Annotated in this window: 16 protein-coding genes, 12 tRNA genes and 1 rRNA gene; 25 read left to right on the top strand and 4 right to left on the bottom strand. The window is 36.7% G+C overall.

Translation table 11 applies throughout. The features are described 5' to 3' along the window. The first annotated feature begins 61 nt into the window (after positions 1–61). Together CIB95_RS15545 and mscL are read left to right on the top strand one after the other, a co-directional pair. Entirely contained in the window at positions 62–367 is a 306-nt protein-coding gene (locus tag CIB95_RS15545) for an antibiotic biosynthesis monooxygenase (protein WP_094926667.1), read from the top strand. Positions 368–597: 230 nt separating this feature from the next. Next, positions 598–1104 carry a large conductance mechanosensitive channel protein MscL gene (gene mscL, locus CIB95_RS15540; protein WP_094926665.1) on the top strand — a complete coding sequence of 169 codons (507 nt, stop codon included), beginning with the start codon at positions 598–600 and terminating at the stop codon, positions 1102–1104. Between the two features lie 11 nt (positions 1105–1115). Here mscL and CIB95_RS15535 read toward each other — a convergent pair whose 3' ends face one another. Then, positions 1116–1565: an SRPBCC family protein gene (locus CIB95_RS15535; RefSeq protein ID WP_094926663.1), complete on the bottom strand. Its 450-nt coding sequence runs from the start codon at positions 1563–1565 to the stop codon at positions 1116–1118. Positions 1566–1640: 75 nt separating this feature from the next. After that, positions 1641–2489 carry a DegV family protein gene (locus CIB95_RS15530; RefSeq protein ID WP_094926661.1) on the bottom strand — a complete coding sequence of 283 codons (849 nt, stop codon included), beginning with the start codon at positions 2487–2489 and terminating at the stop codon, positions 1641–1643. Between the two features lie 138 nt (positions 2490–2627). Between CIB95_RS15530 and uvsE the strand changes: the two genes are divergently transcribed. Then, entirely contained in the window at positions 2628–3596 is a 969-nt protein-coding gene (gene uvsE / locus CIB95_RS15525; protein ID WP_094926659.1) for a UV DNA damage repair endonuclease UvsE, read from the top strand. A 35-nt stretch (positions 3597–3631) separates the two neighbouring features. On the opposite strand, the gene CIB95_RS15520 is transcribed toward uvsE, so the two are convergent. Then, positions 3632–4222, bottom strand: coding sequence for a rhomboid family protein (locus CIB95_RS15520; protein WP_094926657.1), 591 nt, complete (start codon positions 4220–4222; stop codon positions 3632–3634). A 128-nt stretch (positions 4223–4350) separates the two neighbouring features. Between CIB95_RS15520 and acpS the strand changes: the two genes are divergently transcribed. The 8 genes from acpS (at position 4351) to CIB95_RS15480 (ending at position 11501) form a co-directional block, all read left to right on the top strand. Further along, positions 4351–4710 carry a holo-ACP synthase gene (gene acpS, locus CIB95_RS15515; RefSeq protein WP_094926655.1) on the top strand — a complete coding sequence of 120 codons (360 nt, stop codon included), beginning with the start codon at positions 4351–4353 and terminating at the stop codon, positions 4708–4710. A gap of 161 nt (positions 4711–4871) precedes the next feature. Continuing rightward, on the top strand, positions 4872–5876 hold the full coding sequence (locus CIB95_RS15510; protein ID WP_094926653.1) for a LolA family protein: 1005 nt from the start codon (positions 4872–4874) through the stop codon (positions 5874–5876). Positions 5877–6017: 141 nt separating this feature from the next. Then, a complete protein-coding gene (gene alr / locus CIB95_RS15505; RefSeq protein ID WP_094926651.1) occupies positions 6018–7151 on the top strand; it encodes an alanine racemase in 1134 nt (377 codons plus the stop codon). 148 nt (positions 7152–7299) lie between these two features. Continuing rightward, complete coding sequence (locus CIB95_RS15500; protein WP_094926649.1) at positions 7300–7584, top strand: antitoxin; 285 nt, start codon at positions 7300–7302, stop codon at positions 7582–7584. Positions 7585–7587: 3 nt separating this feature from the next. Further along, positions 7588–7938: a type II toxin-antitoxin system PemK/MazF family toxin gene (locus tag CIB95_RS15495; RefSeq protein WP_094926647.1), complete on the top strand. Its 351-nt coding sequence runs from the start codon at positions 7588–7590 to the stop codon at positions 7936–7938. Positions 7939–8056: 118 nt separating this feature from the next. Then, on the top strand, positions 8057–8491 hold the full coding sequence (locus CIB95_RS15490) for an ATP-binding protein (RefSeq protein ID WP_094926645.1): 435 nt from the start codon (positions 8057–8059) through the stop codon (positions 8489–8491). Next, a complete protein-coding gene (locus tag CIB95_RS15485; protein WP_094926643.1) occupies positions 8466–9260 on the top strand; it encodes a sigma-70 family RNA polymerase sigma factor in 795 nt (264 codons plus the stop codon). Before CIB95_RS15490 ends, CIB95_RS15485 begins: the two co-directional genes overlap by 26 nt. 33 nt (positions 9261–9293) lie before the next feature. Further along, complete coding sequence (locus CIB95_RS15480) at positions 9294–11501, top strand: Tex family protein (protein ID WP_094926641.1); 2208 nt, start codon at positions 9294–9296, stop codon at positions 11499–11501. 19 nt (positions 11502–11520) lie between these two features. Here CIB95_RS15480 and cmpA read toward each other — a convergent pair whose 3' ends face one another. Further along, positions 11521–11634 (bottom strand): cortex morphogenetic protein CmpA, encoded by a 114-nt coding sequence (gene cmpA / locus CIB95_RS15475; protein WP_094926639.1) that lies wholly within the window; start codon positions 11632–11634, stop codon positions 11521–11523. Positions 11635–11718: 84 nt separating this feature from the next. Here cmpA and CIB95_RS15470 point away from each other — a divergent pair, with 84 nt between their 5' ends. The 14 genes from CIB95_RS15470 to CIB95_RS15405 form a co-directional block, all read left to right on the top strand. Then, positions 11719–12168 (top strand): SprT family protein, encoded by a 450-nt coding sequence (locus CIB95_RS15470; RefSeq protein WP_094926637.1) that lies wholly within the window; start codon positions 11719–11721, stop codon positions 12166–12168. Between the two features lie 120 nt (positions 12169–12288). After that, positions 12289–12363, top strand: a tRNA-Asn gene (locus tag CIB95_RS15465). A 3-nt stretch (positions 12364–12366) separates the two neighbouring features. Then, positions 12367–12457, top strand: a tRNA-Ser gene (locus tag CIB95_RS15460). 9 nt (positions 12458–12466) lie between these two features. Beyond that, positions 12467–12538, top strand: a tRNA-Glu gene (locus CIB95_RS15455). Between the two features lie 48 nt (positions 12539–12586). Further along, a tRNA-Val gene (locus tag CIB95_RS15450) sits at positions 12587–12662 on the top strand. Positions 12663–12672: 10 nt separating this feature from the next. Beyond that, positions 12673–12748 (top strand) — tRNA-Asp (locus CIB95_RS15445). A 9-nt stretch (positions 12749–12757) separates the two neighbouring features. Next, positions 12758–12832, top strand: a tRNA-Gln gene (locus CIB95_RS15440). Positions 12833–12839: 7 nt separating this feature from the next. Continuing rightward, positions 12840–12915: transfer RNA gene (locus tag CIB95_RS15435), tRNA-Lys, on the top strand. Positions 12916–12946: 31 nt separating this feature from the next. Further along, a tRNA-Leu gene (locus CIB95_RS15430) sits at positions 12947–13032 on the top strand. Between the two features lie 59 nt (positions 13033–13091). Further along, a tRNA-Arg gene (locus CIB95_RS15425) sits at positions 13092–13168 on the top strand. Positions 13169–13177: 9 nt separating this feature from the next. Continuing rightward, positions 13178–13254, top strand: a tRNA-Pro gene (locus CIB95_RS15420). An 8-nt stretch (positions 13255–13262) separates the two neighbouring features. Continuing rightward, a tRNA-Gly gene (locus tag CIB95_RS15415) sits at positions 13263–13336 on the top strand. Positions 13337–13339: 3 nt separating this feature from the next. After that, positions 13340–13416, top strand: a tRNA-Ile gene (locus CIB95_RS15410). A gap of 183 nt (positions 13417–13599) precedes the next feature. Beyond that, positions 13600–13665, top strand: a 16S ribosomal RNA gene (locus tag CIB95_RS15405); the annotation flags it as partial.

The following is a 13665-nucleotide window of genomic DNA, read 5'->3' as shown; positions in this document are numbered from 1 at the left end:
ATAGAGGAAGTAGGAGAGAAGAGAACGAATACATAAGATAGCAATAGAATGGAGGGATTTTATGATCGTTATTACGAATACAATAAAAGTAGAAAAAGGCAAAGGTGAACAAATGATTGAACGCTTTAAACAACCACGCGCCGTTCAAAAAATGCCAGGTTTTGTTCGCTTGGAATTATTTCAAAGAAGAAATACGGAAGAATATGATGAGTTTACTGTAAGTACAGCATGGGAAAGTCAAGAAGCGCACGATGACTGGGTAAAAAGTGATGCCTTTAAAAAATCACATCAAGGTGGAAGAGCCGATTATATTATTGATTTTAAAATTCAAACGTACGATGTCGTTGCTTCGCATAAACCAGAGTAAATTGGTACAATAATGGGTATAAGAAAGAGGAAGGGGGCTGACATCATGCTTTTAGGCGCATCAATACTTACAATTGTTGGATTTAGCATCCTTTGTATGGTAGATAACGGATAATTAGAAGGCTAGGGGACTTGGATCAGCAAGTCCTTTTTTCTTTTATAAAATATCCTTCACGTATAGCCTGGACATTCTTTCATAAGATGTAATAAGGGCGTGAAGGAGTTGATTACTTGAGAATAATAAAAGAATTTCGGGCGTTTATTATGAATGGTAGCGTAGCGGAGATTGGGATTGGGATGGTAATTGGAGCGGCATTTGTATCGGTAATAGATTCCTTTGTATCCGATGTGTTACTGCCACCAATTGGACTACTCTTAGCAAAAGTGAATTTCTCAGAGCTTTTCATCTCACTTTCTGGTGGTACATATGAAACGTTAGGTGCAGCACAAGAAGCAGGGGCAGCAACAATTAACTATGGTTTATTTTTCACAAAATTAATTCGCTTTACTTTAGTCCTCTTTGCAATCTTTGTAGTTATTAGGCAAATAAATAAAATACGAAATCCAAGCGGAAGTCCAATTTCATCAATGACGAAAAAGGATTGTCCTTATTGTTTTAGTAAAATACCTAATTTAGCTGTGAAATGCCCCCTCTGTACTTCTGATTTAGAAGAGCCGGTTAGAAAAAAAGCTGAATCAAAAGGGATGCAAATATCATTCAAAAAGAAAAGTTCTTAAACAGGCTGATATTATAGCATCGGCCTGTTTTTCATTTGCATTTCAAATGCTTCTTTAAACTGTTTAAGTTGATTTCCATCAGCTTTTTTTATTGCAAGTCGAATTAAAGGTGATAAAAGTTTATAAATGCCCTCTGCTTCACAAGTTGCATGTAATAGTAGGGAAGTTTGGTTTTCATTATGCTTATTAAATGAATAGCGATAATCTGCCTTGAAATTACCTTGGACGGAAGTTAAAGTAATGTAGTCATTTTCTTTATAACTTGTAACAGTAGAACTTTGTTGCTTTCCTCTAGTAGTGAAAGTAATTTTATTTCCTTCACTTAACTTCTTATTTTCTACTGATATCGAGGAAATACCAGGCATCCACTTTGGGCCATTTTGCTCAATGTCTATAAAGTATGACCATACATCATTAACTGAACCATTAATAACCACTTCATCTTTAAAGATTTCCTTCATTGTACTCACCAGCCATTTTTTTAATATTTTTAGATTATAAAAAAGATGCAATTCAAATGAACTGCATCAAACTTTTTATTCATATGCTATTACAATTCCACCTTCACCAGCATATGTACCGATGACCGGACCTAGTTCAGCCAATAACAATTCTTTAAATGGATATTGTTCTTTAATCTTTTGCATAACATCAGCAGCCCGATCTGCACAATTACTATGGGCAACAATTAATGTTTTTTCCTCAAAATTACTAGTACATTCGCCAATTTGTTCAATTAATCGTTTTAAAGCTTTTTTAGTCCCACGAACTTTTTCGACTACATCGACTTTTCCATCTTCCGTAGCTTCCATTAATAGCTTAATGTTTAAGACAGAGGCAACTGCACCGCGCACTTTGTCTAAACGGCCACCTTTAATAACGTTTTCAAGTGTATCAAGTACAAATTTAGTATTTAATGTAGAAACAGTTTCATTTAATTTCGAAACAATATCAGCAGTTGCAAGACCTTCGTCAATTAACTTACACGCTTTGTGGACAAGTACTGCTTGTCCAACGGAAGCAGTCTTAGCGTCAACAATGGAAATGTTGCGGTTTGGTTGCTCTTCGAGAAGCATTCCTCTACCGATAGTCGCACTTTCAAATGTGCTACTTAAAGCTGAAGAAAGAGCAATGACAATAACATCTTCATTTTCATCAATGTTTTTATATGCTTCATAGAAATCATTCGGTGAAGGACTTGATGTTTTCGGTAAAGTTTCATTTTCTTTCATTAATCGATAAAACTTCTCTGATGTTAGCTCTACCCCAGATTTGTAAGTAATATCATTAATCATAACGTTTAATGGTATGATAGTGATATTGCGATTAGCTAAAATACTTTCGGGTAAATCAGCTCCACCATCTGTAATTAATCTTATCGCCATAAGGAATTCCCCTTTTTTCGTTATTTTGTCTATTGTATCATGTCTTTACACAAATTTGGACATAACAATATGTTACAGTCTCTCAATAGGGGTTTTTTGGACATACTATATAAAAAATTATAATGAAAGGGTGAAAAAATGACAATTGTACGACTAGGATATGTAGCAATGAGCATGCAGTTAAAAAATAGTTCGCCATCTCAAACCATGACTTTTGCACAATTTGAGAAATTATCCAACCGAGAAGCGGCAATTAGAAAACTAGAACGCATTGCTAAAAGCAACTTGCAAAATTGTTTACGGTTATTAAAGCATAATGTTGCTCATGACATCCGCTTTTTTCGTTTTAGTTCCAAACTTATTCCATTAGCCAATCACCCTGAACTAGAGGATTGGAATTTCATGCGTCCTTTGAAAGAGGAGTTGAAATTACTGGGGAATTACATAAAAGAACATAATCTTCGTGTAGATTTTCATCCCGACCATTTTGTTTTACTCAACTCGCCTGATGACGACATTTTAAAGAATTCTATAAAAACGTTGCAAATGCATAAGAAGTTACTAATAGGCATGGGGATTGATCCAGAACATAGATGCGTGATGCATGTCGGAGGAAGTTATAAAAATAAAGAAGCTGCATTAGAACGATTCATTACAAACTTTGGACGCGTACCGGAAAGTATTCAAAGAATGATTATGCTAGAAAATGATGATACAACTTTCACACTTGAGGATACCCTTTATTTATGTGAAAAATTAGGAGTGCCATTAGTCTTTGATTACCATCATCATTTAGCACATCATGAAAACGAAAACTGGCAGGAACATTGGGAGAGAATTGTTAATACATGGTCTTATTCACCGCTACCAATTAAAATGCACATTTCAAGTCCGAAAAGTGAAAAGCAATTCCGTCATCATGCAGATGTTATCGATTCACAATCGTTCATGAAATTCTTAAATGAAATCAAAGGTAGTGTCGAACAAATAGATTGTATGATCGAAGCAAAGAAAAAAGATATTGCACTATTTACTTTAATGAGAGCTTTAGCACACTATCCTACTATTGAGGTCCTTGATGGAGGTAGTTTTAAAATAAAAGGATAATAAAAAAAGAAACTCGCCCATTTGGCGAGTTTTTGTCATCTTTTGCTTAATAATGGTGGTGCTAAAAGTAATCCGCCGATCAGACCAAAGATGTGTCCAAGAATACTAACACCTGGAGAAATAAAGGTCATTACTAACCCTATCACTAAAATTGTAAGAACGATTTGTGAGTTAGAAGAGTCAATTAAATCTTTTCTTAAATAAACCATGTAAACATAAATACCAAAAAGGCCGAAAATTGAACCGGATGCTCCTAGGTGAGAGTAATTCAATGCTTCTAGTAAGTAAACAGCTACATTAGCAATAATTCCTGCACCGAGATAACCGATAATAAATCTAGTTTTACCTAAGATTTGCTCTAAGGCTGGTCCGAATAGTATTAAAGAAAAGGAATTGAAAAATAAATGTCCAAAGCTACCGTGAAAGAAAATAGGTGTGACTAGACGCCAATATTCTCCGTAGGCAATGTATAGGTTAGTGCCAATCCCGTTATTCAATAGTTCTGAACTATAAGGTAAAAAAGTAAAAGCAGTCCATATGAAAATGATTGTCTGTATTAGGATAATCAATGACACGACTGGATAATAATGAATAAATGATTTGAAATTTTCCGTCCGTACAAACATAGTTACACCTCACTTACATCTAATTATAGTATTCATAGTATACATTATTCCATAATCGAAAAAAACATAAAGGCAAAGTGCTCACTAAATAAGATACAATAGAAGAAAAGTACAAAGTGGTGGTATGTATGATTATTGGTACAGGTATAGATATAGTAGAGATTCAGCGAATTGCCAAACTAATGACTAATGAAAAGTTTATAAAAAGAGTGTTAACCGAAAGAGAACAAGCGAAACTTACAACGTTATCTGAGAAAAGGAAAATTGAATTTTTGGCTGGGCGTTTTGCCGCGAAGGAAGCGTATGCGAAAGCGCTTGGTACAGGAATAGGAAAAGAACTTTCCTTTCAAGATGTTGAAATAGTAAATGACAGCTTAGGAAAGCCTTTCGTACAAGTTGAAAATAAAAATTTTAAGGCACACGTATCTATCTCTCATTCCCATGATTATGCGATTGCGCAAATTATTTTAGAAGGCTCGTCAAGCTAGTCTGCATATTGCGTAACTTTGTCTCATATATTTGTATTGCGGCAGTTGGAAAAGCCTCAATCCACTAAAAAGCTATGAACGAGAAAGAAAAAAGTTCAGCTTTTTAGTGGAATGGAGTAGGTTCCACTTTAACGTGAAGAGACAAAGGGGAGTTGAAGGAAATGAAAAAATCGCTAATAGCAATCTTTGCTGGTATTTTCTTAATCTCCATATTAGCGGCATGTGGGGAAAAGACAGAGGAAGATGTAGTTGTAGACATCAAAGAAAAATTAGAAAAGATGAGTGGGTACATGACCGATGCAAAAATGACGTTGCAAACGGGAGAAACTCCACAAGAGTATAATGTAGAAGTTTGGCACAAAAAAGATAAGTACTATCGTGTTCACTTAAAGAGTGACAAGAAAAAAGAGCATAGCCAAATGATTCTTCGAAATGATGAAGGCGTATTTGTTCTTACACCAGCATTAAACAAAAGTTTCCGCTTTGAAAGCAGCTGGCCGGAAAATATTAGCCTTGTTTACTTGTATGAATCATTAATGTCGGACATCTTAAAAGACAATGAGAAAAAGTTCAAAAAAGTTAATGATAACTATGTGTTTGAAACAAAAACGAACTATACAAATAAGATCTTACAATATCAAGAGATTGTTTTAACAAAGGATTTGAAGCCAGTATCTGTGAAAGTAATGGATAAAGAAAAAAATGTCTTAGTACAAGTGGATTTCTCAAACTTCAAATTTAGTCCAAAGTTTGATAAAGATTCATTTGACTTACAACGAAATATGACAAGTGCAATGGATGTTGAACCAATGAATATGGATGATGTTCATTTCGCAATTCATTATCCAGTATACGAGCCACAAGGTACTGTCTTAAAAGAGCAAAAAGAAGTAATGAACGATCAAAAGCAACAGGTTGTCCTAATCTATGGCGGTGAAAAATCATTTACATTAATTCAAGAAAAGAGCAAAGTATTGCCTGCAATGAGTAATGTCAATGAAATGAATGGTAGTCCAGTAGACTTAGGTTTTGTTGTCGGTGCAATGACAGATACGACGCTTTCTTGGACGTATAACGGAATTGACTTCTTCTTAGCTTCAGAAGATTTATCGCAAGAAGAAATGATTTCAATTGCACGCTCTGTCTTCGGAACTTCAATCAAATAAAGCTGCTTTTTAAAAGGGAGACAGCGCTCTGTAGAAAAGGGTGTCTGTTTTCCTATTTTTTTTCTGTTTCATTGACAATACATGGATAAAAAGAAATAATCAAAGTATTGTAATAATGATGAAACGGAAGGGTGACTAAATTTGAGCAAGACCCACTTTTATAGAGACACATGGGTGGAAGTTAATGTTGATCATATTGCTTCAAATGTAAAAGCAATAATTGAGCACCTTCCGGAAAATGTGGAAATGATGGCAGTAGTAAAAGCAAACGCTTATGGACATGGAGCAGTAGATGTCGCCAAAACGGCATTACAAGCAGGAGCCAAAATTCTTGCGGTTGCTATTCTTGATGAAGCGTTAGAATTGCGTGCAAATAACATTAGATGCCCAATTTTAGTATTAGGATGGACGAGACCAAAAGATGTTCAAGTTGCTATTGATCACGATATAACGTTGACATATTTTCAACAAAGTTGGATTGAAGAGGCTGCGACGCATATTACATCTGGTAGGTTATCGTTACATTTAAAGGTAGACACGGGAATGAATAGAGTTGGTACAAAAAGTTTTGAAGAAGCATTGCAAATTTATGAATATACAAGTAATAAATCAAACTTCAATACAGTTGGTATATTTACTCATTTTGCAACAGCAGATGAAGATGATTTAACGTACTTTAACCTTCAGTATGAGTCATTTACATCCCTTCTTCATAGGTTTGAAAAGAGAGGAATAATTTTCAAACAAATTCATACTAGTAATAGTGCGGCATCCATACGATTCCCTGAGCAAACGTTCAGTCAGGTAAGAGTGGGAATTGCGATGTACGGTCTTGCACCAGCTAAGGAAATGAAGCAGAGGATCCCATTTCCACTAAAAGAAGCATTTTCACTTCACAGTACAATAACACATGTCAAAAAAATTAAAGCTGGCGAAGCGGTAAGCTACGGCGCCGATTATATAGCTGAAAATGATGAATGGATTGGCACGGTTCCTGTTGGATATGCTGATGGATGGATAAGAAGACTAGGCGGCAAATCGGAAGTTCTCGTGCAAGGTAAGCGAGTTCCTATAGTCGGACGTGTTTGTATGGACCAATTTATGGTTAAACTAACAGATGAAGTAAACATTGGTGAGAAAGTAACATTAATCGGCGAACAAGGTAATGAAAAAATTACCATTGATGAAGTAGCCGAGCGTTTAGAGACGATAAACTATGAGGTTCCTTTAATGATTAGTAATCGCGTGCCGAGATTGTATACTCACAATAGTTAACCTTAATTTAGTAGGAAATTATAATTTATGGAATAGAAAGATCTAGTTTGAATTATAATAAGGTGAGATTTTGAGAGAATGCTTTGCAATATAGGCTTGACAGTGATAATATTACTATATATCTGTATGTAGTGTAAGTTGGAGGTGTCTGTTCGTGTCCCAATCAAACGCAAATGAAATCTTAGTTCACTTACCACATCATCTTATTAAAGAAATGGATGGGTTTGTCCAGCAAGATAACATTAGTAGAAGTGAATTAGTTCACAAAGCAATGAAGCATTATCTTCGTGATCGTAAAAATCGTCAAATCCGAGAAATGATGCGACAAGGCTACATGGAAATGGCCAAAATCAATTTAAATATTGCATCAGAGGCATTTTTAGCTGAAGAGGAAGCCGACAGCACGTTGGGACGCCTAGTTAGCGGGGTGTAAGTATTGATAGTTAAGCGAGGCGACGTCTATTTTGCTGACCTTTCACCTGTCGTTGGTTCCGAGCAAGGTGGGATCCGCCCGGTGCTTATTATTCAAAATGACATTGGGAATAGGTTCAGTCCGACAGTAATCGTCGCAGCTATTACTGCACAAATTCAAAAAGCAAAGTTACCTACTCATGTTGAAATTGATGCAGAGCGATATGGTTTTGAAAGAGATTCAGTGATACTTTTAGAACAAATAAGAACAATTGATAAACAGAGATTAACAGATAAAATAACGAATCTTGATGATGAGATGATGACGCGAGTAGATGATGCGTTACAAATTAGCCTCGGACTTATAGACTTTTAATCTAAGTTGCTTATATAATAAGCAGCTTTTTTTTATTGAAATTTTTTTGAAAAAGGTGTTTAACTTTTTGTATAGAAGGGTATATGTAAATAACTTCCAAAGAAAGAGAGGTGATGTAATGGGAGAGCGGGAGGATATAATTTCACTATCAGTACCACTAGAAGAAGAATATGAAACTGTTATACGCTTAACGGTTTCAGGTATTGCAGCACAAATGGGATATACATACAAGAGCATAGAGGACATAAAGAATTCCATTTCTGAAGTTTACAGACAAAGTTTATTAAAAGTAAAGGAGGAAGATTGGATTTTTTCAGCTATGTTTCATGTTAAATTAAGTGCATTAATAGCGGAGCTAGTAGTAAAAAATAAAACAAAAAGTATTGATTGCGATGAATACGATGTTAACGAATTCTTTTCTTTGGAACATGTGAAGTCATTAATGGATTCTGTAAATATATTGAAGCATGATGATTCGATGAAAGTAGTAATAAAAAAACTACTTTACAACTCGAAGGAGAAGAAAATTGAGCAAGAGAGCTCAGCCTTATAAAAAATATGGACAAGATATAAAATCGTTAATAAAACAATATAAACAGGATCCTTCTAATGACAAAGTGTTTTACCATATTTCTATACGGTATGAAAAACTAATTAAAAGCTATGCAACTAAATATGCATCAAGAGAAGATATCCAGGAAGACCTTATGCAAGTTGGAAGAATGGCATTGTTTGCTTCATTAACGAGGTATAATCCAACCTTAAACACAAGGTTTGAATCATTTGCCATTCCGACGATAAAAGGGGAAATGAAAAAATACCTACGTGATAAGTCTTGGAGTATGAAAGTCCCTAGAAAGTATAAGGACTTAAGTTATAAGGTAATAAATGTTGTTGATGAGTTAACCGTCAAATTAGAAAGGGAACCATTTGTTAAAGAGATTGCAGAAAAGTTGAATGTCTCAGAAGAAGACATTTTACACACAATGGAAGCTAGTAATAATTATAAGGCACTTTCAGTTGACCGTGAAATAACCGATGAAAAAAAAGGTGGAAAGGTAAGTCCTCTTTTAGAAAAGATTCCTTCGAAGGAAAAAGAGTGCATTTACGAAAAGGCGGTCGCTCGTCTTCATATTAGTTCGATGCTAGAGGAGTTAACTGCGCGAGAGAAAAAGATTATTTATTATTTGTATTTTGAGCAGTTAAGTCAAGCGCAAATTGGCAAGATAGTAGGAATTTCACAGATGCACGTTTCAAGGTTACACAAGCAAGCAATACGTAAGCTTAGTGAAAATTTTAGTCATCATAAAAAATACTATTAAGGTTATGCTAACTGTTGCCTCTTTTGATACACTATGGGTAGTACCGTTTTGTATTTTAAAGGAGGCATTTTTTTGGATCGAGAACAATTACTTTCATTAGTAACGACTGAACTAGCTATTTCTAAGAAACAAGTAGAGAATGTTATCTCGCTTTTAGATGAGGGGAACACGGTTCCGTTTATTGCTAGATACCGTAAAGAAATGACAGGTGGCCTAGATGAAGTTCAAATTAAAAGTATTATGGAGTCTTGGCAATATAATGAAAACTTAGCAAATCGAAAAGAAGAAGTAATTAGATTAATTGATGAACAAGGAAAATTAACAGGTGAGCTAAAGAAAAATATCGAAAAAGCAATAAAACTTCAAGAAGTGGAAGATTTATACCGTCCATACAAACAAAAACGCAGAACGAAAGCGACTATTGCGAAAGAAAAAGGACTGGAACCTTTAGCAACTTGGTTATTAGCTTTACCAACTGAAGGGAACGTCGAAAAAGAAGCAGAAAAATACTTCTCAGAAGAACATGAAATTACAACGGTTGAACAAGCATTAGAGGGTGCGAACGATATTATTGCAGAAATGATTTCCGATGACCCAGAAATCAGAAAATGGATTCGGAAACAGACGCTTGAAAAAGGAATGGTTACTTCATCGGTAAAGGAAAAAGAACGTGCAAACGATGAAAAGAAAATTTACGAGATGTATTATGAATATAGTGAGGCGTGTGCCAAGATAGTTCCTCATCGTACGTTAGCGCTAAACCGCGGGGAGAAAGACGGCATATTAAAAGTTACTATAGAGCCACCTGTAGATAGCATTATTACATATATGATAAAAACGATCTTAAAAGGGAAACAATCTATTTCCGAAGAATACGTTATCCGTGCAATTGAAGATAGCTTTAAACGTTTAATTAACCCTTCTATTGAAAGAGAAATTCGCAAAGAGCTTACAGAAGCTGCGGAAGAACAAGCGATTCATATTTTCTCGGAGAACTTACGAAACTTATTGTTGCAACCACCTTTAAAAGGAAATGTAGTATTAGCGGTAGACCCTGCGTACCGAACGGGTTGTAAACTTGCTGTAGTGGATGAGACTGGTAAAGTATTATCAATTGATGTTATATACCCACACCAACCAAGAAATCAATATGAAGAAGCGCAAAAGAAAATTATTGCGGCTGTAGAAAAGTTCAATATTAAAGTGATAGCAGTAGGTAATGGAACAGCCTCTAGAGAAACAGAACAGCTTGTGGCAGAAACTATTAAGATGATTGATCAAGAAATTTTCTATCTTATTGTTAACGAAGCGGGTGCTAGTGTGTATTCTGCATCTGATATTGCACGAGAAGAGTTTCCAGATCTTCAAGTTGAAGAGAGAAGTGCTGTATCCATTGCAAGAAGATTACAAGATCCTCTAGCTGAATTAGTAAAAATCGATCCGAAATCTGTAGGTGTTGGACAATACCAACATGATGTATCACAAAAGAAACTCGATGATTCATTAACGTTCGTCGTAGAAACGGTCGTTAACCAAGTTGGTGTAAATGTAAATACAGCCTCGCCGTCGCTGTTGCAATATGTATCAGGTTTATCGAAAGCTGTTGCTACTAACATTGTTAAAGCGCGAGAAGAAAAAGGGAAGTTTGTAAACCGTAAAGAGTTGAAGAAAATCCCGCGCTTAGGTGCTAAAACATACGAGCAATGTATCGGATTTTTACGCATTATCGATGGCGATCAACCGTTAGATTACACAGGGATCCATCCTGAAAGTTATGATACGTCAATTGCATTATTAAAAGAACTAGGTTTAACAGTGCATGACTTAGGAACAGATGAGCTTAAACAAAAGCTAACAAATATTAATGTTAACGAATATGCCGAAAGATTATCAATCGGTGTACCAACCTTAAAAGATATCATTGATGCAATGGTTCGACCTGGAAGAGATCCACGTGATGAAGTGCCAAAACCGTTATTGAAAAGTGATATCTTAAAGTTAGAGGACTTAAAGCAAGGAATGGAATTGGAAGGAACTGTCCGAAACGTCGTAGATTTTGGTGCATTTATTGATGTCGGGCTAAAACAAGATGGGCTTGTTCACATTTCAAAAATGAGTAAACGTTTTGTTAAGCATCCAATGAATCTTGTTTCAGTTGGCGATGTTGTAAATGTTTGGGTAGATAGTGTGGACATACAAAAGGGAAGAGTGGCATTAACGATGCTTTCTCCAACAAACTAATTTGAAAAGGGCACTGCTTTTATGAGCAGTGTTTTTTTCTATAAAAATACCAACAGCGATTTAGCATACGAATTTGATATAAGTCTTTTTCAGAATAGGCTCGCATTAATTGTCTTTTTAACCAACTAGGCATTACTTCTCCTCCTACTCCTTGTGAAGTGGTAATATATAATATGGGCATTATGATGAAAAGGTGAAAGTTTAGTGGGGAACATTTATGAATAATAAACAATTACAAGCTTTAGTAGAGGATATATCATTGAAATATTTTGGCGAACCTTTTATTCATGAAGCGGTCTTTAATAACCGTTTAAGAACTACAGGTGGCCGATATTTATTGAAGTCGCATCGAATTGAAGTGAACCCAAAGTATCTACAATCATTTGGGCTTGAGGAAGTAATCGGTATTATTAAGCATGAGTTGTGCCATTATCACTTACATCTTCAAGGTAAAGGGTATCAACATAGAGACAAAGACTTTCGTGCTTTACTGAAGAAAACAGGCGCTCCGCGTTTTTGTAAATCATTACCTCTTGAAGTTAAGGAGAAAAAATCTTATAACTATGTATGTACTAATTGCGGTCTTAACTATATAAGGAGACGCAAAATGAATGTCACGAAATATGTTTGTGGAAAATGTCGCGGAAAATTGAAATTGTTATCATAAGGTACTTGACTAGTATTATTGCCTGTGATAAATTATAAACATTCCTTTCAAAACATTTTAAAAAAGTGTTGACAAAAGAAAAGGAATTTACTATAATTCATAAAGTCGTCATTAAATTATTCCACAGTAGCTCAGTGGTAGAGCTATCGGCTGTTAACCGATCGGTCGCAGGTTCGAGTCCTGCCTGTGGAGCCATACGGGGAAGTACTCAAGTGGCTGAAGAGGCGCCCCTGCTAAGGGTGTAGGTCGCGCGAGCGGCGCGAGGGTTCAAATCCCTCCTTCTCCGCCATTGCAAAATGGCCCGTTGGTCAAGCGGTTAAGACACCGCCCTTTCACGGCGGTAACACGGGTTCGAATCCCGTACGGGTCATCTCATTACATGTAGGAAGCATGTTTGCTTCCTACCTATCTTTTTTATGGAGGATTAGCTCAGCTGGGAGAGCACCTGCCTTACAAGCAGGGGGTCGGCGGTTCGATCCCGTCATCCTCCACCATATTCTTTCTGGTCCCGTGGTGTAGCGGTTAACATGCCTGCCTGTCACGCAGGAGATCGCCGGTTCGATCCCGGTCGGGACCGCCATTTAATTAATGGGCTATCGCCAAGCGGTAAGGCAACGGATTTTGATTCCGTCATGCGTAGGTTCGAATCCTGCTAGCCCAGCCATTAATTGGAGCCATTAGCTCAGTTGGTAGAGCATCTGACTTTTAATCAGAGGGTCGAAGGTTCGAGTCCTTCATGGCTCACCATTTTAATAAATTTAGAGCAATCAATTTCTTAGCGGCCGTGGCGGAATGGCAGACGCGCTAGGTTGAGGGCCTAGTGGGGGCAACCCCGTGGAGGTTCGACTCCTCTCGGCCGCACCAAATAGCATCGCTGTTTCACATGGTATAAAAATGATTTTGATATTGCATATTATAAAAGTGCGCCCGTAGCTCAATTGGATAGAGCGTTTGACTACGGATCAAAAGGTTAGGGGTTCGACTCCTCTCGGGCGCGCCATATTATTGTCGGGAAGTGGCTCAGCTTGGTAGAGCACCTGGTTTGGGACCAGGGGGTCGCAGGTTCAAATCCTGTCTTCCCGACCACCATAGTTGCGGGTGTAGTTTAATGGCAAAACCTCAGCCTTCCAAGCTGATGTTGTGAGTTCGATTCTCATCACCCGCTCCATATGGGCCTGTAGCTCAGATGGTTAGAGCGCACGCCTGATAAGCGTGAGGTCGGTGGTTCGAGTCCACTCAGGCCCACCATGAAGTTTTTATTTGACTTCTACTGAATTGCCTGTTATGATAATTGACATGCAATAAACATTGTTCTTTGAAAACTAAACGAAACGCCAAGCGAGTCAATCGTAATTCCTAGAGTTAACACTCTAGAAAAAAGGTTCCATACACCTTTCAAAAAAAGATGGAAAATGAGCAATCAAACAAACTATTATGGAGAGTTTGATCCTGGCTCAGGACGAACGCTGGCGGCGTGCCTAATACATGCAAGTCGAG

It is taken from the genome of Lottiidibacillus patelloidae (assembly GCF_002262935.1).
GTDB classification, from domain to species: domain Bacteria; phylum Bacillota; class Bacilli; order Bacillales; family SA5d-4; genus Lottiidibacillus; species Lottiidibacillus patelloidae.
Note: the sequence above shows the minus strand (reverse complement) of the source record. Positions and strands in the feature narration are given on the sequence as shown.

What these genes read in the sequence shown, in the direction of transcription:
- CIB95_RS15545 (WP_094926667.1), top strand. Translation starts at nt 62, where the DNA reads ATGATCGTTATTACGAATACAATAAAAGTAGAAAAAGGCAAAGGTGAA.
- CIB95_RS15535 (WP_094926663.1), bottom strand. Translation starts at nt 1,565, where the DNA reads ATGAAGGAAATCTTTAAAGATGAAGTGGTTATTAATGGTTCAGTTAAT.
- CIB95_RS15530 (WP_094926661.1), bottom strand. Translation starts at nt 2,489, where the DNA reads ATGGCGATAAGATTAATTACAGATGGTGGAGCTGATTTACCCGAAAGT.
- uvsE (WP_094926659.1), top strand. Translation starts at nt 2,628, where the DNA reads ATGACAATTGTACGACTAGGATATGTAGCAATGAGCATGCAGTTAAAA.
- CIB95_RS15520 (WP_094926657.1), bottom strand. Translation starts at nt 4,222, where the DNA reads ATGTTTGTACGGACGGAAAATTTCAAATCATTTATTCATTATTATCCA.
- acpS (WP_094926655.1), top strand. Translation starts at nt 4,351, where the DNA reads ATGATTATTGGTACAGGTATAGATATAGTAGAGATTCAGCGAATTGCC.
- CIB95_RS15510 (WP_094926653.1), top strand. Translation starts at nt 4,872, where the DNA reads ATGAAAAAATCGCTAATAGCAATCTTTGCTGGTATTTTCTTAATCTCC.
- CIB95_RS15490 (WP_094926645.1), top strand. Translation starts at nt 8,057, where the DNA reads ATGGGAGAGCGGGAGGATATAATTTCACTATCAGTACCACTAGAAGAA.
- CIB95_RS15480 (WP_094926641.1), top strand. Translation starts at nt 9,294, where the DNA reads ATGGGTAGTACCGTTTTGTATTTTAAAGGAGGCATTTTTTTGGATCGA.
- cmpA (WP_094926639.1), bottom strand. Translation starts at nt 11,634, where the DNA reads ATGCCTAGTTGGTTAAAAAGACAATTAATGCGAGCCTATTCTGAAAAA.
- CIB95_RS15470 (WP_094926637.1), top strand. Translation starts at nt 11,719, where the DNA reads ATGAATAATAAACAATTACAAGCTTTAGTAGAGGATATATCATTGAAA.